20 protein-coding genes, 1 tRNA gene and 1 pseudogene are annotated in these 21812 nt (G+C 66.5%); 6 read left to right on the top strand and 16 right to left on the bottom strand.

All coding sequences use genetic code 11. The annotated features are described in order from the left end of the window. Nucleotides 1-212 precede the first annotated feature (212 nt). Nucleotides 213-857, top strand: a pseudogene (locus tag VVR85_RS07020) (amidohydrolase); the annotation flags it as partial. Between the two features lie 49 nt (nucleotides 858-906). Then, nucleotides 907-1323 carry a hypothetical protein gene (locus VVR85_RS07015; RefSeq protein WP_368520247.1) on the top strand — a complete coding sequence of 139 codons (417 nt, stop codon included), beginning with the start codon at nucleotides 907-909 and terminating at the stop codon, nucleotides 1321-1323. A gap of 18 nt (nucleotides 1324-1341) precedes the next feature. Here the strand turns inward: VVR85_RS07015 and galK are convergent, their stop codons facing one another. The 10 genes from galK to VVR85_RS06965 form a co-directional block, all read right to left on the bottom strand. Continuing rightward, a complete protein-coding gene (galK, locus tag VVR85_RS07010) occupies nucleotides 1342-2598 on the bottom strand; it encodes a galactokinase (RefSeq protein ID WP_409338186.1) in 1257 nt (418 codons plus the stop codon). Then, a complete protein-coding gene (gene galT, locus VVR85_RS07005) occupies nucleotides 2591-3724 on the bottom strand; it encodes a galactose-1-phosphate uridylyltransferase (protein WP_368520211.1) in 1134 nt (377 codons plus the stop codon). The genes galK and galT overlap by 8 nt, the downstream gene beginning before the upstream one ends. A 72-nt stretch (nucleotides 3725-3796) precedes the next feature. Continuing rightward, entirely contained in the window at nucleotides 3797-4108 is a 312-nt protein-coding gene (locus VVR85_RS07000) for a hypothetical protein (RefSeq protein ID WP_368520210.1), read from the bottom strand. Between the two features lie 23 nt (nucleotides 4109-4131). Next, on the bottom strand, nucleotides 4132-5784 hold the full coding sequence (locus VVR85_RS06995; protein ID WP_368520244.1) for a sodium:solute symporter family protein: 1653 nt from the start codon (nucleotides 5782-5784) through the stop codon (nucleotides 4132-4134). Between the two features lie 28 nt (nucleotides 5785-5812). Beyond that, nucleotides 5813-6799 carry an aldose epimerase gene (locus VVR85_RS06990; RefSeq protein ID WP_368520209.1) on the bottom strand — a complete coding sequence of 329 codons (987 nt, stop codon included), beginning with the start codon at nucleotides 6797-6799 and terminating at the stop codon, nucleotides 5813-5815. Nucleotides 6800-6981: 182 nt separating this feature from the next. Further along, complete coding sequence (locus tag VVR85_RS06985; RefSeq protein ID WP_368520208.1) at nucleotides 6982-7131, bottom strand: hypothetical protein; 150 nt, start codon at nucleotides 7129-7131, stop codon at nucleotides 6982-6984. Between the two features lie 345 nt (nucleotides 7132-7476). Continuing rightward, entirely contained in the window at nucleotides 7477-8049 is a 573-nt protein-coding gene (locus tag VVR85_RS06980) for a hypothetical protein (RefSeq protein ID WP_368520207.1), read from the bottom strand. After that, the gene (locus tag VVR85_RS06975; RefSeq protein ID WP_290225215.1) at nucleotides 8049-8522 is read right to left on the bottom strand and encodes a hypothetical protein; all 474 of its coding nucleotides are present in this window, start codon (nucleotides 8520-8522) and stop codon (nucleotides 8049-8051) included. Before VVR85_RS06975 ends, VVR85_RS06980 begins: the two co-directional genes overlap by 1 nt. Before the next feature lie 298 nt (nucleotides 8523-8820). Beyond that, a tRNA-Met gene (locus tag VVR85_RS06970) sits at nucleotides 8821-8897 on the bottom strand. 172 nt (nucleotides 8898-9069) lie between these two features. Continuing rightward, the gene (locus tag VVR85_RS06965) at nucleotides 9070-12042 is read right to left on the bottom strand and encodes a UPF0182 family protein (protein ID WP_368520206.1); all 2973 of its coding nucleotides are present in this window, start codon (nucleotides 12040-12042) and stop codon (nucleotides 9070-9072) included. A gap of 123 nt (nucleotides 12043-12165) precedes the next feature. On the opposite strand from VVR85_RS06965, the gene VVR85_RS06960 reads away from it, so the two are divergent. Together VVR85_RS06960 and VVR85_RS06955 are read left to right on the top strand one after the other, a co-directional pair. After that, the gene (locus tag VVR85_RS06960; RefSeq protein WP_368520205.1) at nucleotides 12166-12705 is read left to right on the top strand and encodes a PPA1309 family protein; all 540 of its coding nucleotides are present in this window, start codon (nucleotides 12166-12168) and stop codon (nucleotides 12703-12705) included. A 77-nt stretch (nucleotides 12706-12782) separates the two neighbouring features. Continuing rightward, nucleotides 12783-13445 carry a beta-N-acetylglucosaminidase gene (locus VVR85_RS06955; protein ID WP_368520204.1) on the top strand — a complete coding sequence of 221 codons (663 nt, stop codon included), beginning with the start codon at nucleotides 12783-12785 and terminating at the stop codon, nucleotides 13443-13445. Between the two features lie 50 nt (nucleotides 13446-13495). Here VVR85_RS06955 and VVR85_RS06950 read toward each other — a convergent pair whose 3' ends face one another. Beyond that, entirely contained in the window at nucleotides 13496-14566 is a 1071-nt protein-coding gene (locus VVR85_RS06950; RefSeq protein ID WP_368520203.1) for a PDZ domain-containing protein, read from the bottom strand. An 81-nt stretch (nucleotides 14567-14647) separates the two neighbouring features. Here VVR85_RS06950 and VVR85_RS06945 point away from each other — a divergent pair, with 81 nt between their 5' ends. Beyond that, nucleotides 14648-16129, top strand: a complete 1482-nt coding sequence (locus VVR85_RS06945; RefSeq protein ID WP_368520202.1) for a zinc-dependent metalloprotease — start codon at nucleotides 14648-14650, stop codon at nucleotides 16127-16129. A gap of 37 nt (nucleotides 16130-16166) precedes the next feature. Here the strand turns inward: VVR85_RS06945 and VVR85_RS06940 are convergent, their stop codons facing one another. Further along, nucleotides 16167-16718 carry a M48 family metallopeptidase gene (locus VVR85_RS06940; RefSeq protein WP_368520201.1) on the bottom strand — a complete coding sequence of 184 codons (552 nt, stop codon included), beginning with the start codon at nucleotides 16716-16718 and terminating at the stop codon, nucleotides 16167-16169. Nucleotides 16719-16832: 114 nt separating this feature from the next. On the opposite strand from VVR85_RS06940, the gene VVR85_RS06935 reads away from it, so the two are divergent. Further along, nucleotides 16833-17747, top strand: a complete 915-nt coding sequence (locus VVR85_RS06935) for a hypothetical protein (protein ID WP_368520200.1) — start codon at nucleotides 16833-16835, stop codon at nucleotides 17745-17747. A 30-nt stretch (nucleotides 17748-17777) separates the two neighbouring features. Here the strand turns inward: VVR85_RS06935 and VVR85_RS06930 are convergent, their stop codons facing one another. The 4 genes from VVR85_RS06930 to VVR85_RS06915 are packed head-to-tail and all read right to left on the bottom strand — an operon-like array spanning nucleotide 17778 to nucleotide 21750. Beyond that, entirely contained in the window at nucleotides 17778-19853 is a 2076-nt protein-coding gene (locus tag VVR85_RS06930) for an ATP-dependent helicase (protein ID WP_368520199.1), read from the bottom strand. Further along, a complete protein-coding gene (locus tag VVR85_RS06925; RefSeq protein WP_368520198.1) occupies nucleotides 19837-20073 on the bottom strand; it encodes a hypothetical protein in 237 nt (78 codons plus the stop codon). The genes VVR85_RS06930 and VVR85_RS06925 overlap by 17 nt, the downstream gene beginning before the upstream one ends. Next, nucleotides 20066-20638: a hypothetical protein gene (locus tag VVR85_RS06920; RefSeq protein WP_368520197.1), complete on the bottom strand. Its 573-nt coding sequence runs from the start codon at nucleotides 20636-20638 to the stop codon at nucleotides 20066-20068. The genes VVR85_RS06925 and VVR85_RS06920 overlap by 8 nt, the downstream gene beginning before the upstream one ends. Further along, nucleotides 20638-21750: a TrkA family potassium uptake protein gene (locus VVR85_RS06915; RefSeq protein ID WP_368520196.1), complete on the bottom strand. Its 1113-nt coding sequence runs from the start codon at nucleotides 21748-21750 to the stop codon at nucleotides 20638-20640. Before VVR85_RS06915 ends, VVR85_RS06920 begins: the two co-directional genes overlap by 1 nt. Nucleotides 21751-21812: the final 62 nt, after the last annotated feature.

The raw sequence follows: 21812 nt of genomic DNA, 5'->3' as shown, positions 1-21812 counted from the left end.
CCGATGCCCCACGCGCTGTCCTCCTCCCCGCGGAGGACTTGTCCCCGGCGGCATGCGGGCGGCGCGGTCGATGCATAAACCTTTATCATGGTCGCCATGACAACTAGCGGAACTGTACCGGTAAACCTGCAGGTCCTCTTTAACGCCTGGACGCCACGCGCGGCGAGCGCGAGGAGCTTTACACCTGGTTCCACCAGCACCCGGAGCTGTCCATGCAGGAAGAGCACACGGCCGCGCGGGTCGAGGAAGAGCTGCGCGCCTACGGCTGCGAGGTCTTAAGCCTGGCCGGCACCGGCCGGGTGGGCATCCTGCGCAACGGCGACGGCCCGACGGTGTTGTTCCGGGCCGACATGGACGCCTTGCCCATCGCGGAGGACTCCGGCCTTGAGTACGCGGTCGCCAAGGAGCGCGGGCTCATGCACGCCTGCGGGCACGACTTCCACACCGCCTGCCTGCTGGGGGCTACCCGCGCCTATGCCGACCACCCCGAGGCCTGGTCGGGCACGCTCATCGCTTTGTTCCAGCCGGGCGAGGAGGCCGGCGGCGGCGCGCAGAAGATGGTCGACGACGGGCTGGCGGATAAGATCCCGCAACCGGACGTGGCCCTGGCCCAGCACGTCGGACCGTTCGCTCCCGACTACTCCATGACCACGCGCCCCGGCGCGCTCATGGCGGAGGCCACCAACTGGAAAATCACCGTCTACGGCCGCGGCGGGCACGGCTCCCAGCCACATCTGAGCACCGACGCGGTAGTACTCGCCGCCCATATCATCACGCGGCTGCAGACGGTCATCGCCCGCGAATTCGATCCGCAGCAGATGGGGATCCTGACCGTCGGCTCGGTCCACGCCGGCGCCTCGTCGAACTCCATCGCCGAGTCGGCCCAGCTGGGCATCAACACGCGCGATGTCGCCGGAGGCCACCGAGCAGATAGTCGCGGCCATAAAGCGCATTGTCCGCGCCGAGTGCCTGGCCGCGCAGTCCCCGCGCGAGCCCGAGTTCGACCTGCTGGACGCGGTCCCGCCCGTGCGCAACGACAAGGCCACCACCGCGCGGGTGGTGGACTCTTTCACCGAGCTCTTCGGCGCCGACGCCGTCTACGGCAACATGGCACCGCTGACCGGCTCGGAGGACTTCCCCATCATCCCGCACGCTTTGTCCGTGCCCTACTGCTACTGGGGCTGGGGCGGTTTCCCGGATACGGGGGCAGCCCCCGCTAACCACTCCCCGGCGTTCAACCCGGCGCTGCAGCCGACCCTGGATACCGGCACCCGCTACGCCATCGCCGGCATCGGCATCTGGCTCGCCCAGGCGCAGGGCTAGCCCGGTGCTTCCTGGTGCCTAGCGCAGGCGGCGGGCGCCGGCGCCGGGCTCGGCCAGCAGGAAGGACGGCTCTGGGAAGCCGGCATCGGCAGCCGCCGCGGCGATCGCGTGGGCGGTCGCGTCGACCTCGTCGCGCGGGATAAGCGCGATGACCGCGCCGCCGAAGCCGCCGCCGGTCATGCGCGCGCCCACCTCGCCGGCCGCGCTAAAGGCCTGGTCGAGCTCCTGGGTGGTGACCTCGTATTTGTCGCGCAGGCTCACGTGGGAATCGCGCATGAGCACTCGGAAGGTGTCGAAGTCGCCGTCCTGCAGGGCGCGGGCGGCCTCCAGGGTGCGCTGCGTTTCCTCGACCACGTGCGCCACGCGGCGGGCCACGAGATCCGGGTCGAGGGCCTGATCCCCAGCCGCGTTGTCGGCGGCCCAGGAGCGGGCGGCGGCGACGGCATCGCCCGTGGCGGCCTGGATGTCACGAATCGTTCCGTTATCACCGGGGGCGAGGGCGTGCTGCACGTCGTCGATCAGCCCGCGGCGAGAGGCGTACTGCCCGTCGCTTAGGGTGTGCGGGGCGTTCGTGTCCGCGATGAGCAGCACTAGGTCACGCGCCTGGATGTCGAAGGGCACGCGCTCCACCGCGCCGGTGGCAAAATCCAGGACCAGGGCCTTGCCGCGGGCGCACAGCAGGCTCGCGTTCTGATCCAGCCCGCCGGTGGAAGCACCCACCACCTCGTTTTCGGCGCGGATGCAGGCCTGCGCCAGCTCCTTGCGCGCCGCGTCGTCGGGCTGGCGGCCAGCGGCCAGCTCATAAGCCGCCACGGCCACGGAGCACTCCAGCGCCGCGGAGCTGGACAGGCCCGAACCCACCGGTACGTCGGAGACGACCGCGATGTCCAGGCCCGCGCACTCAGCAATCGCGCCGGATTCCAGCCCCGCCCAGACGGTGCCGGCGATGTAGCCGGCCCAGCTGGCCGGGTTGCCGGGGCCTACCTGCGCCAGCGGGATTTCACACCGCGTCGGTTCGGCCTGGCCCGGCTGCACGGAGACCAGGCGCAGCTGCCCGTCGGTCCGCGGGGCCACCGCCACGGCGGTGTTGTGCTCCAGCGCGAACGGGATGGAGGCCCCGCCGGCGTAGTCGATGTGCTCGCCGATGAGGTTGACCCGGCCCGGCGCGGCCCACACCCCGGCCGGCGGGGCGGAAAACTCCTTAGCAAAGAGGTCCTCGGCGGCATCGGCCAGCGCGGCGTCGCTGCGGCGCGGCAGCCAGTCGAGCTTAGTCACGCGGCCAGACCTCCTGGAAGCGGGCGGCGATGGCTTCCGGCGTGGTGTCATTGATCCACACGCCCTGCGCGGATTCGGAGCCCGCCAGGAACTTCATGCGGTTCGGCGAGCGCATGAGCGAAAAAAGCTGCAGGTGCATCCGCACCGTGCCGCAGGTGGCCGGGTCCACCGGCGCCAGGTTCCAGCCGGCGATGTACGGGGTCCGCTCGACTCCCTCGAAGAACTCATCCACCGCGGTATACAGCTTCTTGAGCAACGCGGCCAGGTCGTCGCGCTGGGCGTCGTTGAGATCCCGGAAGTCCCGGGCCGGGGTGTTGGGCATGACCATCGCCTCGACCGGCCACTTGGCCGCGGCCGGAACGAAGGCGGTGAAGTGCTCGGTCTCAGCGATAATCCGGGTGCCGGCGGCGCGCTCGCGCTCTAGCACGTCGGCGAAGAGATCCCCGCCGGTTTCCTGGCGGTACTCCCGCGCGCGGTTGACCATCGCCTTCAGCCGGGGCGAGAGGAACGGGTAGGAATAGATCTGCCCGTGCGGGTGCTGGAGCGTCACGCCGATTTCCTCCCCGCGGTTTTCAAACGGGAAGACCTGCTGGACGCCCTCGATGGCGGCCAGGGCCTCCGTCCGGTGGGCCCAGGCCTCGATGACGGTACGGATGCGGCCAACCGGCAGGTCCTTGAAGGAGGTGTGCGCGTCCTCGGTAAAGCAGACCACCTCGCAGCGCGCGTGGGCCGGCCGGCGCGGGACCAGGCCCATCGAGTCCACGTCGTACTCAAAATCCGGGCCGGCCTCCGCGGTCAGGGAGAAAGACGGGAAGCGGTTTTCAAAGACCACGACGTCGTAGGTCGGCGACGGGACCTCCGTGGGCAAGCCGCCCGGGCGCGACGGCGCCAGCGGGTTCTCGTTGGCCGGCGGCATGAACGTACGGCTCATGCGGTGGGCGGCGAAGGCGACCCAGTCCCCGGTCAGCGGGTCCCGGCGCATCTCCGAGGTCGGCTGCACCTGCGGCAAGTCGCGCGGGTCGGTCAACACGCGCTCGCCCTCGGCGTGCGGGCGGTCATCGAAATAGAAGATGTCCCGGCCGTCTGCGAGCTGGGCTTGCGTGACTGAAACATGTGCTTTCGACATGCGTCGTTCTCCTGACGTTTCCTAAATAAATGCTGCCGCCGGCGGGAGGCTCTCCCCGCCGGGGATCAGTATCTAGTGCTTCGGGTTAGGTTCTGCGTCCGCTGCGGCTTGCGCCGCGGACGCGTCGCTTACCACGATAGGCCGCAGCTTAGCCCAAGCGGCAAAGACCACGGCGGTGCCCAGCAGGGCCAGCCCGGTCCACAGGTTATCCGTGGCCGCCTTGAGCGCCCCGGTTTCCGGATCGATGCCCGGGTCGAGGAAGAAGTAGCAGCCGATGAGCACCACGCCGTAGATTCCCAGCAGTGCCGCGATCACGTTGCGCAGGTCGAAGGCGCCGGTCGGCGAGGTGGAGTCAGGTTTCTGGCTCACGGGTGAAGAAGACATGATGAGTTACTCCCCTTCCCTTTCTAGGCGAAGATGACGTTGAGGACGATGACGAGGACCAGGCAGATAATCCCCAGCGGCACGGTGCGCTGGTACCACGGCAGGGAGGCCTCCGTGTAGTCCTCGAAGTGGCCCTTGGGCGTGACGGAGCTGACGAAGCCCACCAGCTCGTGGTCCGGCTTCGGGGTGGTAAACAGGGTGACCACCACGGAGACAATGATATCGGTGGCAAAGGCGATACCGGCGGCGACGAAGGCGGTGCCCTGGCCCGGCAGGTTGAACAGCGTGGAGGTCGCGTCGGTGAAGTTGGCGGTGTACCAGTAACCGATGGCGGCCAGCGTGCCGGCGGTCAGGCCGGACCAGCCGGCGTGCGGGGTCATCCGCTTCCAGAACATGCCCAGGATGAACGTGGCAAACAGCGGCGCGTTGAAGAAGCCGAAGAGCGTTTGCAGGTAGTCCATGATGTTGCCGAAGTTGCGGGCCAGCAGCGCGGTGAACATCGCGATGACGGTCGCGCCCACGGTCGCCCAGCGGCCGAACCGCAGGTAGTAATCGTCCGAGCGGTCCTTGACCACGTAGGTCTGCCAGATGTCGTAGGAGATGACGGTGTTGAACGCGGAGATATTCGCGGCCATACCCGCCATGAAGGAGGCCAGCAGGCCGGCGATGGCCACGCCCAGCAGGCCGTTGGGCAGCAGGTCACGCATGAGCAGCAGGATGGCGTCGTTCGGCTCGGCGGTGCCCTCCACCAGGTCGGCGACCAGCACGGAGGCGACCATGCCGGGGATGACCACCAGGAAGGGGATGAACATCTTCGGGAAGGCGCCGATAATCGGCGTCTTGCGGGCGGCGGAGATGGAATCCGAGGCCATGGCGCGCTGGACCTCGACGAAGTTGGTGGTCCAGTAGCCAAACGAGAGCACGAAGCCCAGGCCCAGCACGATGCCGACCACGGACCAGAACGGCGAGTCGAAGCCGGAGATGTCCGTGCCCGGCCAGGTGTGGAAGTGGGATTCCTGCGCCACGGCGTCCTTGAGGCCTTCCCAGCCGCCCACGCGGTTCAGGCCGATAATCGTCAGCGGCGCCAGGGTGGCGACGATGACAAAGAACTGGAGGACCTCGTTGTAGATCGCGGCGGACAGCCCGCCCAGGGAGATATACGACAGCACGATGATGCCGGCGATCACCAGGGCCACCCACTGCGGCCAGCCCAGCAGGGCCTCCACGATGGTGGCCAGCAGGAAGAGGTTCACGCCGGCGATGAGCAGCTGCGCGAGCGCAAAGGAGATGGCGTTGACCAGGTGCGCGCCGCTGCCGAAGCGCTTGCGCATGAACTCCGGCACGGAGCGGACCTTGGAGCCGTAGTAGAACGGCATCATGACGATGCCCAGGAAGACCATCGCCGGGACCGCGCCTATCCAGAAGTAGTGCATGGTCTGGAAGCCGTATTCCACACCGTTGGCGGACATGCCGATGATCTCCACCGCGCCCAGGTTCGCGGAGACGAACGCCAGGCCGGTCACCCACGCGGGCAGGCCGCGCCCGGAGAGGAAGAAGTCGATGGAGGAGGACACGCGGGCCTTGGCGGCCCAGCCGATGCCCAGCACGAACGCGAAGTAGACGGCCACCAAGAGGTAGTCGACCCACGAGGCGTCGAGCCGTAGTGCTTGCTGCACACTATCCATAGTGTTGCCTTTCTATTTGTTAAAAAGCGCTGATACGCAGGGCGAAGCTCGCCGGGGCACCCGGTCGCAGCGTGGTGATATCGCACCCGCTGGCCAGCGCGTTCGGCGGCGCGCTCATGGGTTCTACCGCCAGGGCCCGGCGCGGCGGCCCGCTGGGGCCGCCCTCCGATCGGTAATCCGGGAAGTCCGGCGCCGTATAGACCTGGGCCCAGCGCATGCCGGAGCGATCGCCCGGCCCAGGGTCCAACTGCACGCCGTGGCCGTCGGGGCGGGTCAGGCGCGCTACCGGGTGCGCGCCGCGGAAGCAGTGGTCGAGCCACACCTTTCCGGACTCATCCCGGCACTCCCCTAGCGCGCCCGCGGCGGCCAGCGGCACGCCGCTAGCGATGCCGGGGAGCACCTCGTCTGCCGGACGCAACTGCCCGCAGGGCAAATTGCGGCTACCCAGCGGGAGGTTGTCTTCGACGGCCAGCTGGAGGCGGCAGTCATCAATAGCGTCACCGCCGGCCGAAAGGTAGGTGTGCGCCCCCAGGGCGAAGGGCGCGGGGCAACCGTCGGTCTCCGCCCGGTATTCGGCGTCAAGGCCGTCCGTGCCCAGCCGGTAGGTCGCGGTCAGCCGAATCTGCCACGGCCAGCCGGGCCGCGGACCGATGTCCGTGCGCAGCCGCAACGCCGCGCCCGAGTCCCCGTCCGCGACCGACTCGCATTCCCAGAGGCGATCGTGCACGAAGCCGTGGATGGCGTTGTTGCGCTCCGGCTCGGTAATGGGCAGCTGGTACTGCTGGCCCGCCCAGCCAAACCGGCCATCTTCGGTGCGGTTCGGCCAGGGTGCTAGCACCACCCCGCACGCGGCGGGCGCGTCTGCGCCGTCCGGGTAGGTTTCCACCAGGTCGCGGCCGCAGTAGGTCAGCGCCTTGATGCCGCCGCCTACTCCGGCGATCTCCGCGCGGTAGTCACCGGCGACGAGCGCGTATACCGGGTGATTGCCAGTAGCCGAGTCCGACATGTACCTCACCTTGGCCTTTAAGGCCTAGCCTTCAGGGAGCACGCGCCTATGTGCACGTGCTGCGCGAATTTTTTATACGCGCCACCTACTTACGCTATAACTGGGCGGAATATCCACGCAAACGATTGCAATGTGATTTGGGGTTTCCCTACCCCCAGCGGACTACCCTGCCCGCCCCGGGTTTAGCGCACCAGCGCGGTCGCCATCGCTTGCAGGGCGGCTAGCGCCTCCTCCTGGACGCCGGGGTCATCTGCCTGCTCGGCTGCGCGCAGGATAGCCGCGTTCAGCAGGGAGAACTCCAGCTCGGATACGCCCGGGCACAGCTGATCCACGACGTCGTTGAAGCCGGCATGGGAGGCCTGAACCTTCTCGTCCGCAAAGGCCTCGGGGAAGCTTTAGACCGCGACCATCAAGGGCCCGTGCGAGCCGTGGACGAACAGGTCCAGCGCGGCATCCACGTAGGCGCCGGTCGTGAACCACGCGCCAGACAGGTAACAACATCACCGCCGGCAAGAAGATGCCGGGCAACCTCACGACCAAGAAAAGCAGTACAACCGAGCAGGAGAACGTCCATGGCAGTCACGGGATCAGGAATCAAACCGGCACGAGCCCCTACCCGTGATAAGAAGCCCCAAACCTTCCCGACGACGCGCGAGGCGCTTCCTTCCACCTAATTGCTAGTGGCGGCTCTTGCCGTCACGGGACTGGAGCATGTCGGCGGCGAAGATGATACTGTGGTCCTTGGCGGTCTTCTCTTCTGTGTTGTAGAGCAGCTGCGCGTACTTCAACGGCTTTTCGTCAGGGTCCATGTAGAAGTAGCTGTAACCGTCAGCAATCGCCACACTGCTGTAGAAGTAGTTGGTGGAGTTGTTGTCGATGGTACCCCACATGTATCCCTGCAGTTCCCCGTCGGAGTTGACCTTCGGACGGTTGGGGTCGGCCTCGATGGTAACGATGGGCAGGTTCGGCCTATTATGGCCTGTAGCCTCCCAATATCGGACGCGATCTAGCTGTTCATCGGAGGCCCAGAGACTCGACTCCATACCTCTGATTGCCTGGTCATGGATCTTGCTGTCCTTCGGGACGGGCTTGGTGCCGAGTAAACGGAGCTGAACGATGTCGCCGGTGCGGCTGAACTCGCCGGTGCCCATGTTGGTGATGGTGATCTTCTCCAGGGTGATCAGGTTGGTGTCGGGGGGCGTCGTTGATGATGAGCGCCAGAGGATACCCCACCACTTCAGCCCTGACACTACCAGGTCTTACCCAATAGGAGAGCCCAGTTAATCCAGATCCGTTTCTTGGCTTCGGCATTCAGGTCTTGGTAGTAGTCAAGAAATCCACTTATGGATTGAGGTTTTCCCCGTTCCGCATCCTCCCCTCCTACCCAGGTAATTCTATCCGGCGCGGAAAAGTTTGCCTTCTTTATTGGATAGTCACCAGCCAGCGTGTCAAAAACAATGGACTCAGCGATGCCCTCATAAAATCTCGATGACCATTTATAGCGCTCGTAACCAGCTTCGTACCCTACAAGTGCGGTACTTTTTAGTGAAACAACATTAAGCCCGAGCACCAGGTCGAAATGAGAGGAATGCTGCATTATTAGCAAGGGGCTTAACCGAACCCTATTTTGGTAACTATTTTCGGGAGCAATCCATTTGTCCAACGCGGTGGTCAGCTTCACCGCCAACCGTCCAATATCGATCTGTTCAATACGTATCCACATAGAGCTTTCAATCCTTACTCTACAGATGCAGAAATCCAGGATTCATCGACCGGCAATGTCTTCGAAATTGGGGATCGATGACCTTAACCAATCCGGAGCTTCTATCCGCCCGTCAGTGGGATAAAAGGTATTCATACCACGTGTTTCGGTTGCGTCAAGCCTGGGAGATTTCTTGGTTGCTCAATGGGCTCTACACAACTGCAGATTATTTTGTCTTAAACAGAACAAATCTGCTTTCCCGCGGTGCCCCTCGAGATCAATGAAGTCCCCCCAGCCTAAGCTGGAGGGACTAAGAAGTTGGTAGCGGGGGCCGGATTCGAACCGACGACCTCTGGGTTATGAGCCCAGCGAGCTACCGAGCTGCTCCACCCCGCGTCGAGATGACTTCTAACATCTGCGCCTGCCACAGCGGGTTCTTATTGTGTCCCTTCTGTGCCGGCGACTCCTGTAACTATACAGACAGTAATGCGCCCACCCAAATCCCCAGCGCACGCGGCATATTGGCCGGGGTGCGGGGACCGGGTGGGCGCGGTGGCATCGAACCTCGTTACTGGTTCTCGGCGTCCTGGTAGCGCTTGACGGCCTCGTCCAGCTTGTCGAGGGCGCGGCCGTACTCTTCGTGGGAGCCGCCGCGGGCGTCCTCGATACCCTTGAGGGCGTCGTTGATGCCGGAGATGGCATCGCCAGCAGCGCTATCCGCCGGGGCGCTGGCCGGGTCGGAGGTGGAAGCCTCCTGGCCCTTGTCGTCGCCGGAGCTATCCGCGTCCGGCTTGTCGCCCGAGCCGCCGCGGCCGTCGACTTCCTCGATGTCCTGGGCGGCCTCTGGGTCGATGCCGACCTGTTCCAGGGCCTCACTAATCGTCGGGGCGTAGCCCACGCGGCCCTTGTAGGAAATCAGCACGCGCAGCAGCTTCGGGAACGCGGATTCCTGGTCGGCGCGCTTGGAGTAGATCGGCTCCAGGTAGAGGATCTCTCCCCCGCCGACCGGCAGGGCCAGCAGGTTGCCGTTCTCCAGCTCGTTGGTGCCCTCCCACAGGGAGCGGTCGCGGGCGACCTGGTCAGAGGACATCATCGCGTCCTGGGCCTGCTTCGGGCCCTGGGTCTGCGTGTCCGTCGGCAGCACGCGCACGGTGATCTTGCCGTAGTTCTGCGGGTCGGAGGTTGCCGTCATGTGCGCCGAGAGGAACTGGCGGCGCAGACCACGGTAGGTGGTGGTCAACTGGAAGCTGGCTTCCTCCGACTGCGGATCGCGGGCCATCACGTAGTACGGCGGCTGATCCTTGGCCTGGGCACCCTCGGCCGCGGACGGGTCTTCCGGCACGGACCAGAAGGCGTCGTTGTTGAAGAACACGCCCGGGTCATCGACGTGGTAGCGGGCCAGCATGTCGCGCTGGACCTTGAACATGTCCTCCGGGTAGCGGAAGTGCTCGCGCAGCTCGTCGGAGATCTCCGACTCCGGCTTCACGACGTCCGGGAAGACGCCCTCCCAGGCCTTCAGGACCGGGTCCTCGGTGTCAAACTCGTAGAGGTCCACGGTGCCGTCGTAGGCATCCACCACGGCCTTGACCGAGTTACGGATGTAGCCCACCTGGTCGTTGATGAGACGCTGGGTGGTCCCGTCTGGGTTCAGCGCGTCCTGGGTGGTCTCCGACAGGGTGGTGCGCTGCGAGTACGGCAGGGCCTCCAGCGTGGTGTAGCCGTCGACAATCCACTTGATCTTGCCGTCGATAACGGCCGGGTAGGTCGAGGAATCCGTGGTCAGCCACGGCGCGACCTTCTCCACGCGCTCGCGCGGGTCGCGGTCGTAGAGGATCTTGGACTCGGAGCCCACGCGGTCGGACAGCAGGAAGTTCAGCTCGCGGTACTTCGCCGCGTAGATGGTGCGGTCGACGATGTTGCCGATATCGACGCCGCCCTGGCCGTCGTAGGTGAAGGTGCTGGAGTCCGTGTCGTATTCGACCGGGCGATCGCCGGTCTGGCCGACGATGGCGTAGTCCAGACCGTCATCCGCGGAAGCGATGACCGGGCCGTAGTAGACGCGCGGCTGCTGGACGTTAATACCCAGCTCCTCCTCGGCGTCGCGGACCTCGCCCTCGCGGTCCTCCTCAGCCTCCTGGGTATCCAGCTCGGAGACCGTGAAGACCGGGAAACCACCGCGGGAGGAGCCGGCGTCGCGGGCGACCTCATCGACCTTGTTGGCCTCGGCCGCGATGAAGCCGTTGCCGTGGGTGTAGACCGTGTGGCGGTTCAGCCAGTCCTGCTGGTTTTCCTGCAGGGCGTTCGGGTCCAGCTCACGGGCGGCGACCACGAAGTCGCGCAGCTGCCCGTCTACCTCGTAGCGGTCCATGGCCAGGGTCTCCGGGAAGCCGTAGAAGTTCTTCAGCTGCTGCATCTGGGTGAAGGTCTCACTCAGGATGTCCGGGTCCAGCAGACGCAGGTTGTTGATGGTCTCCTCGTCCTTGGCGACCTTGGCGTCCGGGACCTCCTCGGCGCCCCAGTTTTCGACGTAGTCAACGTCATCATCCGTAATCCCGTAGGCAAAGCGCGTGGACGCGATGTTGCGCTCGATTGATTCGGCTTCCTTCATCTGCCGGTTCGGCTGGACGGAGAACTGCTCCATCAGCAGCGGCCAGCCGTTGCCAATGACCAGGGAGGACACCAGCATCAGCACCACGGCCAGGCCGGGGATGCGCAGGTCCTTGATCACCACGGCGGCGAAGAAGGCGATGGCGACGAAGACGCCAATGACCATGAGGATGATCTTCAACGGCAGGTAGGCGTTGATATCGGTGTAGGAGGCACCGGTAAACAGCTCGTTGGTATTGGTCAGCAGGTCGTAGCGGTCCAGCCAGTATCCGGCGACCTGCAGCAGCATCCAGATGCCGGCAGTCACGGCCAGCTGGACGCGGGCCGGCTTGGAGACCTGGCCCTTCACGCCTGCGGCCTGGTTGCCGAAGCGGATGCCGCCCAGCACGTAGTGGCCGATGAGGGCGATCAGGAAGGCCACCACGGCGAGCACGCTCAGCGAGCTGACCACCAGGCGGACCACCGGCAGGGTGAAGGCGTAGAAGCCCAGGTCGTGGTGGAACTGGGGATCCTGCACGCCGAAGTCGTTGCCGTTGAAGAACAACAGCACGATCCGCCAGGAGCCCTGGAGGATAAAGCCCGCGGCCAGACCGATCAGGATGGGCAGGAACTTCAGGACCGTGTTCATGGTCTTTTCGATCGACTGCCGGTACTGGTAGACCGGGGAATTCAGGTCCCCCATGTCCGCGTCCAGGCTGTCGGGCCTGCCCCGCCAGACGAAGTGGGCTGCCAGGGCCACCACCAGGCCGGAGAAGATCGCCGCGACGAGGAAGAGGACGACGCGGGCGACGACGGCCGTGGTGAAGACGCCGCGGTAGTCAATCGCGCCGAACCACTTCCAGTCCGTGTAGAGCCCGACGAAAATCGGGCCCACGATGACCAGGATCGCAATGATGCCCACGATCCAGCCCAGCACGCGCGGCGGGCGCTTCATAGGGGCAGCGGGTTGGGATAGGTTTGAAACCAACGCCAGCTCCAATCAATTATCGTGCGAATATAGAAAGTTATAGGCTTCCAGTTTAAGCAAGCACTAAAGTGACAACGAATAAGGATATTCATGAGTTCCCCCAGCAATTCCCAGCCAGCTCTTAACAAAGCCATGCGGGAGGCCGTCGAGTTTGTCCACGCCGAAGGGTGGGACGCCGCCCCTACCCTTTTTGCCCTCGTGCCCACGGATTTAGTGGCCGCGCAGCTCGACGATTTGGGCGCTCACGACGACGCCCCGCTGACGCTCATCGTGCAAGATAACCTTCCCGAAAACTTGGAGCCAGGTTCCGAGGAACTGGCCGACTACGTCTCCCGGCTGGCGTGGCCGCACGACGTGGCAGGCGTGGTCCTGGCCCAGGAGATCAAGTTCTGCGACGCCGCCGCGGGGGAAGGCGCCCCGGCCCGCCCGGCGCGGCTGTATTCCGGCGTACTGCGCGAGGAGGGCGTGGAGCTGACCCTGCTGCAGCTGCGCCCCACCGAGGAAGAGCTGGAAGCCGCCGGCCCCTTCGCCCAAGACGACATCCAGCTGCGCGGCGGCCCCGACGTGGCGCCGGGGGTGCTCGCGGCCCTGCGCTATGGCTTGGAGCAGGACCCGGATGAGGTAGTTTAAGTTGTAAGCAACGGGGCTGTGCTTTACCCGGCCCCGCTTGGTCCCCTATCGCGATGTTCTTTGAGGAGATTGATCCCGTGCGTCTTGCCAACCGTTTCCGCCGGGTGAGCCTGGCCGCCGCTACCGGACTGTGCGCGCTGAGCCTGGCCGCCTGTGGCCAATCCGAAGAGGAGCCCCAACCGGATCCCGCCCCGGCCGCCAGCGAAACGGACAAGGCCCCGGAGACTGAGACCTCCGAGGCCCAGGAGTCCACCGAGTCTCAGGCTCCGGCGACCAGTTCCGCGGAATCCGCCTCGGAGTCCGCGGCCGACGAGTCTGAGCCGGCCGATAGTTCGGCCGCCAAGTCCTCGCAGGCCACCGGCGACGAAAAGCTCAAGGAGTCCGTCGCGCATGTCTACGAAATCTTCTCCAGCCTGGCGCCGCGCTCCCTGTTCGCCCAGTTCGACAGCTGCGACGATGTGGGCATGCGCGACTCCTACAACTGCACCGGCGCCGAGATCGGCTCCATCCAGTTCTACAAGTCCTCCTCCCAGGCCGCCCAGGCCACCCAGGTGCTGACCGGCCTGCGCAACGGGCACGTGGTCAAGGACGAGGGCGATATCCTGGTCGGCTGGTCCACCCTGGGCACCGACACCATCCTGTCCGTCGTGGACAACGACAAGGGCCTGGTCATGAAGCAGCTGGCCCCCTCCGACGTGGAAGAGCCCGAGGAGCTCCTCGCGGAGATGGGCGTCCTCTAAACCGCCCCCGCCGCGGCAGAACCCGCGGCCTTCCCCCTGCCTGCCCGGCGCTACTGCGCCGGGCAGGTTTTTACGTCGCGGCCGGCGTCGAAGTCGTCCATGGCCGCGATGGCATCATCTAGCGTGTCGACGCTGGCGATGACCATGTCGCCGTGGTCGCGGCTGGTGGCCTCCGCGCAGTTGCCCGACGGCGCCAGGAAAAGCTCGGCGCCGGCCTCTTCGACCGCGTCCACCTTGTGCACGATCCCGCCGATGGGCCCGACCTTCGCGTCCGGGCCGATGGTGCCCGTGCCGGCCACGAAGTGCCCGCCGGTCAGATCCCCGGGCGAGAGCTTATCGATGACGGCGAGGCTGAACATCATGCCGGCCGACGGGCCGCCGATGTCCTGCAGGTTGTAGTTGACCTTGATGTCCTCGGCTGGCTGGGTGGTCATCAGGATGCCCAGCAGGGGCACGTCCTCGTCGTGGGGCGAGGCAGCCAGCGTTACCTTTTCCTCGCGTTCCTTGCCGTCGCGCTCGACGGTCAGGGTGACCTCGTCGCCTGGGGCGTGGGACTGGATGCGCTTTTGCAGCTCCTGCGGCTCGCCGACCGCTTCCCCGTCCAGCGCCTTGATCACGTCCTCGCGCTCCAGGGCGCCCTGGGCCGCAGAGTCCTCGGTCAGATCGGCGACGACGATTTCCACCGGCTTGTCCAGGTAGTCCATGGCCGCGATGGTGGCGGCGGACTCGGAGTCGGTAAACGCCTGTTTGTTGGCCTCTTCCATCTGCTCCGGCGACATGTTCTTCGGGATGACCGTTTCGATGGGCACGATGGTGTCGTCGCTGGTCAGCCAGCGACCCAGCATTTGCATCAGGCTCATCTGCGTGCGCACCGAGACGGTGGTCATGTTCAGGTGACCGGCCGGATCATCGGTGTTCGGGGCTTCGACCTCGACGACGGGCTTGCCGTCGACCTCGTCCAGGGTGTTCACGGTCGGCCCGGGCCCCTCGGCGGCATAGGGCACCGCGAGGTTGATATCGGTTCCGGGGATTTCGGTGACACTGACCGCGGCGCCGAGCAGGACCACTGGGATTGCGCCCCACACGAGCGTGCGCCGGCGGCGCGAGGATGAAGAGGTCATGGCCACACAGCCTACCGTGTTCGCTATCAGCGTTTAAGTTGGCATGGTGGCAGCCTTAGCGCGGACGGTAGATTGGGGACTATGACTAACGGATTCGGCTTTTCTTTCCCCAATAATGATGACGACGACGATAACAACGATCGCCGCGACCAGAACCCGTTTGGCGCCTTCGGATTTAGCGGAGCCGGGGGCGGCGGATTAGGCGATATGCTCAACCAGTTCGGGCAGATGCTGTCCGGCATGGGCTCGTCTATGAACTCGCCGGAAAACTCCGGCCCGGTTAATTACGCCATGGCTGAGCGCATCGCCCGCCAGCAGATTTCCAGCGACAAGCCCGTCGGTGACAAGGACACCCAGGCCGTCGAGCAGTCCCTGCGCTTGGCCGAGCTCTGGCTGGATGATTCCACGGACCTGCCGACTGCTAGCTCCACCGTGGCGGCGTGGAATTCCACCGAGTGGTTAGAAAACACCCTGCCGATGTGGAAGCGCATGGTCACTCCCGTGGCCGAGCACATGAACGAGGCGCAATTAGAGTCCATGCCGGAGCAGGCCCGGGAGATGATGGGCCCGCTGTCGCAGATGATGAACCAGATGTCGGGCATGAACTTCGGCATGCAGCTCGGCCGCGCGCTGGGCGATCTGGCCCAGCAGGCGCTGACCGGCTCCGATTTCGGCCTGCCCGTCGCCCCGTCCGGGGTGACCGCCATGCTGCCGCACAACATCCAGCACATCGCCCGCGACCTGGACATCCCGGCCCAGGAGGTCATGGTCTACATCGCCGCGCGGGAGGCCGCCCGCCAGCGCCTGTTTACCCACGTGCCGTGGCTGGTCGAGCGCCTGGTCTCCTCCGTGGAGGAATACGCCCTGGGGCTAGTCATTGACACCTCCCACATCGAGGAGGCCACCCGCGAGCTCAACCTGGAGTCCGGCGATCCGCAGGCCATCCAGGACGCGATGAGCAAGCTGCAGGGCATGGATCTCTCCCCGCGCATTTCCTCGCGCAACGCCGCGGCCGTCTCCCGCCTGGAGACCCTGCTGGCCCTGGTCGAGGGCTGGGTCGAGCACGTCGTCACCGAGGCCATGCAGGACCGCATCCCGTCGACCTCGGCGATGAACGAGGCCTGGGCCCGCCGGCGCACCTCCGGCGGCTCCGCCGAGAAGGCGTTTTCCCGCGTGGTCGGCATTGAGCTGGCCGCCCCGAAGGTCCGGGAGGCCGCCGAGCTGTGGCGCCGCTCCACCGTGGCCGTGGGCGTGACCAAGCGCGACGGCGCTTGGGAGCACCCCGACCTGCTGCCCACCGCCGAGCAGCTGGACAACCCGGCCTCCTTCATCGACGCCCTGCTAGACGACGCGCCGAGCGACGACTTCGACGCCGAGTTCGCCAAGCTGGAAGAGATGCTGCGCAACGAGGACACCAAGGGCGAAGACGACGCCGACAAGACCGACGCCGACAAATCCGCCGACGGGGACTCCGCCGAGGACGACACCACGGGCGGTGGCAACGACGCCAGCAACGATGGTGACGACAGCAAGGGCGAGGACGACTCCCCGAAGGACAACTAAGCCGGTGTAGGCCGCTAGGCCTGCCCCGCGGTGGCTCCTAGCTTTCGTTTATTTCGCTAGCCCCGCCGCCGAAGCGCTGATAGGCCTCCAAATAGCCTTGCGCGCGCTCGGCGTGTGGGGCTTTGTTGGCCCACATCCAGAACGCTTCCCCGTGGTTGGGGATGAAGGTGTGCACCAGCTCGTGGATGATGACCGAGTCCAGCACGTATTCGGGCACCCGCTGCAGCCGGTGGGAGATCCGAATGGCGCCCGTGGTCAGGGTGCAGCTGCCCCAGCGGGTGTTCTGATTGGTCACCCAGCGGATAGAACCCACCTGGGCCTGGCCGTACAGGTAGGTCTGGTTGAGGTACTCGGCGCGCTCGGCCAGCTTTTCGTCGCTGGCGTGCGGGGAGGCTTCCTTCTTGGCCAGCTGCCGGCGCATATCGGCCACGGCCTTGTCCTCCTGGGCCTGCGACATCCAGGCCGGGATCCGGACTTGGAGGACGCCGTCCACCACGCGGGCCTCGACGGTGCGCTTGCGCCGGGCCGAGCGGATAACCCGCACCGGCATGGTGGCGACTGACTCCCCCGGCTGCTGTGGTCTCGACATGACAGCCCATCCTAGCTGTGTTCCAATGAGGACACGCGCTCAAGGCCCATGCCGCCACGGGCGCTACGCAAAGGGGTGAACAGACGCCGTCGCGGCGAGGGGGACAATCCACCGGTGGATAACGAAGACACGACTAACGCCATGCCCGATGAGGGCGCGGCCTTTTTCGCCGAGCCGGAGGGCACGGACCTGCCGGCCGGAGCGGGCGAGAGCTTCCGCTTCGCGCCCGGGGTGGGGTTTTATGCGCGGGATGCGGGCACGCTGCAGTTCGGGCTGGATGCCACCCGCGCCGGCCTGATTGGCACCGGCCAGCCCATGCGCCTGGCGCGGGCGCTGGCCAACCTCCCGGATCCCTTCACGCGCGCCGACTGGGAGGACCTGGCCGGCCTGCCGCCGAGTGCCTCCCGCAGCCTGCTGGACGACCTGCTCAAATACGGCATCGTGCGCGCCCAGGGGCTCGGCCCAGCGGTGGTGGTGCTCGGCCGCACACGGCTGGCGGGGCTGGTCACGGAGACGCTGCGCGCACACGGGTGCCGGGTGCGCAACCCCTTCGACCGGGAGACGATGAGCTCCTACCTGGCGCACACCGCCCCGCACACCCCCATCGTGCTCGTCGACGAGCTGGCCGAGGCCCTCTACTGGGCGCCCCTGCTGGCCCGGTACCGCGCCAAGGCCTTTACCTGGCTGCCGGTCAGCGCCATCGACTCGCGCGGGATCATCGGGCCGCTGCACTACCGCGGCGAAGGCCCCTGCCCGCTGTGCTTCGACCTGGTGCGCAGCGACATGGACCCGTCCTGGCCCACCGTCATCGCCCAGTACGGGCAGCACACCAAGGCCCACGACTTCGCCGTCTACCACGCCATTAGCGCCCACACGCTGGTGGCAGTCGGCGCGGTCACCGGCACCCCTACCCCGCCGGGGGTTCCCGCCGCCCGGGCCGTGCCCGGCTCGCTAATCGACGTGGACGTCTACGGGCAGACCACGCACCGCATACTCGAGCCGCACCCGCACTGCCCCGCCTGCTTCTAGGCTGCGGTGCTTAGCTCGCGTGCTTGCGGCTTAGCCGGCCACGTGGCTAGAGACCAGGCTCAAGATTTCCGCGCCGAATTTTTCCATCTTGCTCGGGCCCACGCCGGACACACTGAGCAGGGCGGCCTCGTCGGTGGGTAGTTGCTCCGCGATGGCCAGCAGCGTGGCGTCGGAGAAAATCACGTACGCCGGCACCTGGGCCTCGGCCGCGACGTCCTTGCGCCAGGCCCGCAGGCGGGCAAAGAGCTCCTCGTCGACATCAGAGGCGCAGAACTCGTGGCGGCCCAGCGACTTCTCCGCCGGGGTGGCCAGCGGGCGCCCGCACACGCGGCAGGACGAGCGGCGCCGCGAACGCCGCGACGGCGCGTCAGCGACCTGGTCCTGGACGATCCCATCCAAAAAGCGGGTGCGCTCCCGGCTGGCGCGAGCGCCGGTGGTCTTCGCACGCGCCCAGGAACACAGCAGGTGCTCGCGGGCGCGGGTGATCCCGACGTAGAACACGCGGCGTTCTTCCTCGATGTCCTCGGCATTGCCGGACTTGATGGCGTGGTTGAGCGGCAACAGTTTTTCGCTCAAGCCCACCAGGAAGACCGCGTCCCACTCCAGGCCCTTGGCGGCGTGGAAGGTGGCCAGGGTAACGCCCTCCATGACCGGGTTCTGCTTGTTGCGGGCGCGCTCCTGCAGCTGGGCGACCACCCCGGGCAGGTCGATGCCCGGCCGGTTGTCCACCAGCTGCCGGATGAGATCCACCAGGGCGCTTAGGGACTGCCAGCGCTCGCGAGCCTGGGCGCCATCCGGCTCGCGCTCGGAAAGCCCCAGCGGCGCGAAGGCCGCCCGGGCCACCGCCACCGGGTCGGCCGGCAGGTCGTCGCGGCGGGTCGCGCGCACCAGCTCGCGCACGCCCTCGCGGATCTCAGCGCGGTTGAAAAAGCCCTCCCCGCCGCGGACCTGGTAGACCACCCCGGCATCCGCCAGCGCCTGCTCGAAGGGCTCCGACTGGGAGTTGATGCGGTAGAGCACCGCGATCTCCTTGGCGGGCACGCCGTCGTTGAGCAGGCTCAAGATCTTGCCGGCGACCTCCTGGGCCTCGGTCTCCTCGGACTCGTAGTCCTGGAACTGCGGCTCCGGGCCGGGCTCGCGCATGCCCTGTAGCTCCAGGCGGGTGCCGGCGGCCCGCCCGCTGGCCTGGCCGATGACCCGGTTGGCCAGGTCGGTAACCTGCGGCGTCGAGCGGTAGTCGCGCTGCAGCTTGACCACCGTAGCGTTCGGGTACTTGCGCGAGAAGTTCAGCAGGTTGTCCGGGCTCGCGCCGGTAAAGGAGTAAATGGTCTGGTTGGCGTCGCCGACCACCGTGAGATCGTCGCGCTCGCCCAGCCAGGCGTCCAGCACGCGCTGCTGCAGCGGGGTGACGTCCTGGTACTCGTCCACCACGAAGCTGCGGTACTGCGAGCGGAACTCCTCCGCCACCGCCGGGACGTTTTCCAGCGCCCCGGCCACGTGCAGCAGCAGGTCCTCGAAGTCCAGCAGGACGCCGTCCGGGCGGGTCTTTAAGTCCTCGTAGGCCTGGTAGACCGCCGCGACCTTGTCCGGGCTCACCGGGGCCTTGCGGCCCAGCTTGGCGATGTGTTCGGCGTACGTGCCCGGGGTGAGAAGGCAGGACTTGGCCCACTTGATCTCTTCTTTGAGATCCCCCACGGTCTCCTTGGTGTTTTCCACGCCCACCCGGTTGACGGCGCGGCCAACCAGGGAGAACTGCTTGTCCACCATGGCCCAGGGCAGGTCCCCGGCCACCTGCGGCCAGAAGTATTTCAGCTGCCGGCGGGCCGCGGAGTGGAAAGTACGCGCCTGCACGCCGCCGATACCCATGGACTCAAGCCGGTCGCGCATCTCCCCGGCGGCCTTGGTGGTAAAGGACACCGCCAGCACGCGCTGCGGGCTGACGAAGCCCTGTTCCACCAGGTGCGCGATGCGGTAGGTGATGGTGCGGGTCTTGCCGGTGCCGGCGCCGGCGAGGATGCACACCGGCCCGCGCGGGGCCGTGGCCGCGACCCGCTGGTCCTCGTCCAGCTGGCTGAGGTCGAGACTGAACTTAGCGTCTGGTGCCACGGGCGTACCACTCCATCATCATCGTGTGTGCAATAGAACCTGGCGCGGCCAGCGGCAACGACAGCAACTGGTCCCGCCCGACCCAGCGGATTTCGGCCAGCTCCCCGTCGGTCGCAGCCGCCGGGTCCGGGTCCGGGTGCGCGGCGGTGGCACTAAAGCCCACCATCAGTGAGCCGCTGGCCGGCCACGGCTGGGATCCCCAATAGGTTATCTTATGCACCCGACGGCCGGTCTCCTCCCACACCTCCCTTTCGAAGGCGTGTTCTAGGCTCTCCGCCGACGTCGACGTAGCCCGCGATGAGCGAGAAATACCCCGGCCGCATCCGGTTGCGGGCGACCAGGATTTCCTCCTTCTCTGGGTGGTGGACCATCCCGATGACCGCCGGATCCAGGCGCGGGTAGACCGTCTGCGTGTCCTGACCCGGCGCGCGCCCGGCGATGCCGCCGGCGCCGAATTCCAGCTCCTGCCCGCTGCGCGGGTGGAAGCGGAACTCGCGGCGGTAGCGCAGCAGACCAATCGCGCGCAGCGACCACGCAACCAGTTGGCGGGTCTCGGCGCTGGTGTGGGGGTCGCGGGCCAGGGCGGCCAGCTCGCGCGGGCCCAGCCAGCCCGCCGCCCCGGGGATGGTCTCCACCCCGGCCGACGGCGCGGGCTGCGCGTAGACCAGCGGGCTATAGGAGACCGTGACGTAAACCTCCGCGGCCGCCGGCGGGGCATCGATGACCACCGGCAGCCCGTCGCCGCTGGCGGGGACCTGCCCGCGCGCGGAGACGTAGATAAGCACTAGTCGTTGTCCTCCGTGACCTCGGCGGGCTCCTCCGTGTCGTGCTTGATGTAGAGCAGCCGGTCGCCGGGCCGCAGGGCGTTCGCGTCGGCGGTGTCTACGCGGTGGATCTCGTTGTCGCGCAGCACGGCCAGAACGATGTCCATGATGTGGCGCGGGTTGGAGCCGACCTCGTATTCGCGCACGGGGCGCTCGGCCACGGAAAAGCCCTCGTTCGGGGAGAGCAGGTCCTCCATCATGGACACGACCGTCGGGGTGACGGTGGCCAGCCCCAGCAGGCGGCCGGCGGTCTCGGCGGAGGTGACCACGGAATCCGCGCCGGACTGGCGCAGCAGGTGGCGGTTTTCGGACTCGCGCACCGAGGCCACGATCTTGGCGTGCGGGGACAGCTCGCGCACCGACAGGGTGCACAGCACGGCGGTATCATCCGTGGACGGGGTGACCACCACGGACTTGGCGTGTTCCACGCCCGCGATTTTCAGCACGTCCTGGCGGGTGCCGTTGCCGTAGATGGTGACCAGCCCGTGGTGCTCCGCGTGGGAGAGTGCCGCGCGGTTGGTGTCGATGACCACGATGTGGGAGGCCGGGACATCGTCAGCCAGCAGGGCCGCGACGGCCCCGGCACCCTTGGTGCCATAGCCGATGACGACGGTGTGGTTATGCAACTTTTTCCTCCAACGCTGGATTTCGTAGGTCTTTCGAGTCTTTTCAGTCAGCACCGACAAGGTCGCGCCGACCAACAAGACCAGGAAGATCAGGCGGGCCGGGGTAATAAGAACGAGGTTTAAGAAGCGGGACTCCGGGCTGACCGGCACGATATCGCCGTAACCCACGGTGGTTAGCGACACGGCCGAATAATACGCCGCATCCAGAAGCGACATGTTCTCCTCGCTGTAACCGTCCCGGTCGAAGTAGACCACCAGGGTCACAAAGACCACGATCACCAGCGCGAGGACAATACGCCGCATCAGCTGTTTCCACGGGTTGGTCTCATCCTTGCGGGGCACGCGGATGATGTCGATGAGGCCGTGCGCTGGCAGCGCGGACAGCTCGTGTCCGGGGTGGAACCGCTGGGTAATACGCCGCTTGAAGCGGCGCGCGGGAGTCGGCATGAGCTCGACGGCCTCCTTCGTGTGTCAAACCAGGGGCGCGGGCCGGGCAGGAACCTGCCCAC

The sequence above is a fragment of the Corynebacterium sp. LK2590 genome (assembly GCF_040946105.1).
Lineage (GTDB): Bacteria > Actinomycetota > Actinomycetes > Mycobacteriales > Mycobacteriaceae > Corynebacterium.
The sequence above is the reverse complement of the archived record's forward strand: the minus strand, read 5'-3'. Positions and strand labels throughout refer to the sequence as shown.

What these genes read in the sequence shown, in the direction of transcription:
- VVR85_RS07015 (WP_368520247.1), top strand. Translation starts at nt 907, where the DNA reads ATGTCGCCGGAGGCCACCGAGCAGATAGTCGCGGCCATAAAGCGCATT.
- galT (WP_368520211.1), bottom strand. Translation starts at nt 3,724, where the DNA reads ATGTCGAAAGCACATGTTTCAGTCACGCAAGCCCAGCTCGCAGACGGC.
- VVR85_RS07000 (WP_368520210.1), bottom strand. Translation starts at nt 4,108, where the DNA reads ATGTCTTCTTCACCCGTGAGCCAGAAACCTGACTCCACCTCGCCGACC.
- VVR85_RS06990 (WP_368520209.1), bottom strand. Translation starts at nt 6,799, where the DNA reads ATGTCGGACTCGGCTACTGGCAATCACCCGGTATACGCGCTCGTCGCC.
- VVR85_RS06975 (WP_290225215.1), bottom strand. Translation starts at nt 8,522, where the DNA reads ATGTGGATACGTATTGAACAGATCGATATTGGACGGTTGGCGGTGAAG.
- VVR85_RS06965 (WP_368520206.1), bottom strand. Translation starts at nt 12,042, where the DNA reads ATGAAGCGCCCGCCGCGCGTGCTGGGCTGGATCGTGGGCATCATTGCG.
- VVR85_RS06960 (WP_368520205.1), top strand. Translation starts at nt 12,166, where the DNA reads ATGAGTTCCCCCAGCAATTCCCAGCCAGCTCTTAACAAAGCCATGCGG.
- VVR85_RS06950 (WP_368520203.1), bottom strand. Translation starts at nt 14,566, where the DNA reads ATGACCTCTTCATCCTCGCGCCGCCGGCGCACGCTCGTGTGGGGCGCA.
- VVR85_RS06945 (WP_368520202.1), top strand. Translation starts at nt 14,648, where the DNA reads ATGACTAACGGATTCGGCTTTTCTTTCCCCAATAATGATGACGACGAC.
- VVR85_RS06940 (WP_368520201.1), bottom strand. Translation starts at nt 16,718, where the DNA reads ATGTCGAGACCACAGCAGCCGGGGGAGTCAGTCGCCACCATGCCGGTG.
- VVR85_RS06915 (WP_368520196.1), bottom strand. Translation starts at nt 21,750, where the DNA reads ATGCCGACTCCCGCGCGCCGCTTCAAGCGGCGTATTACCCAGCGGTTC.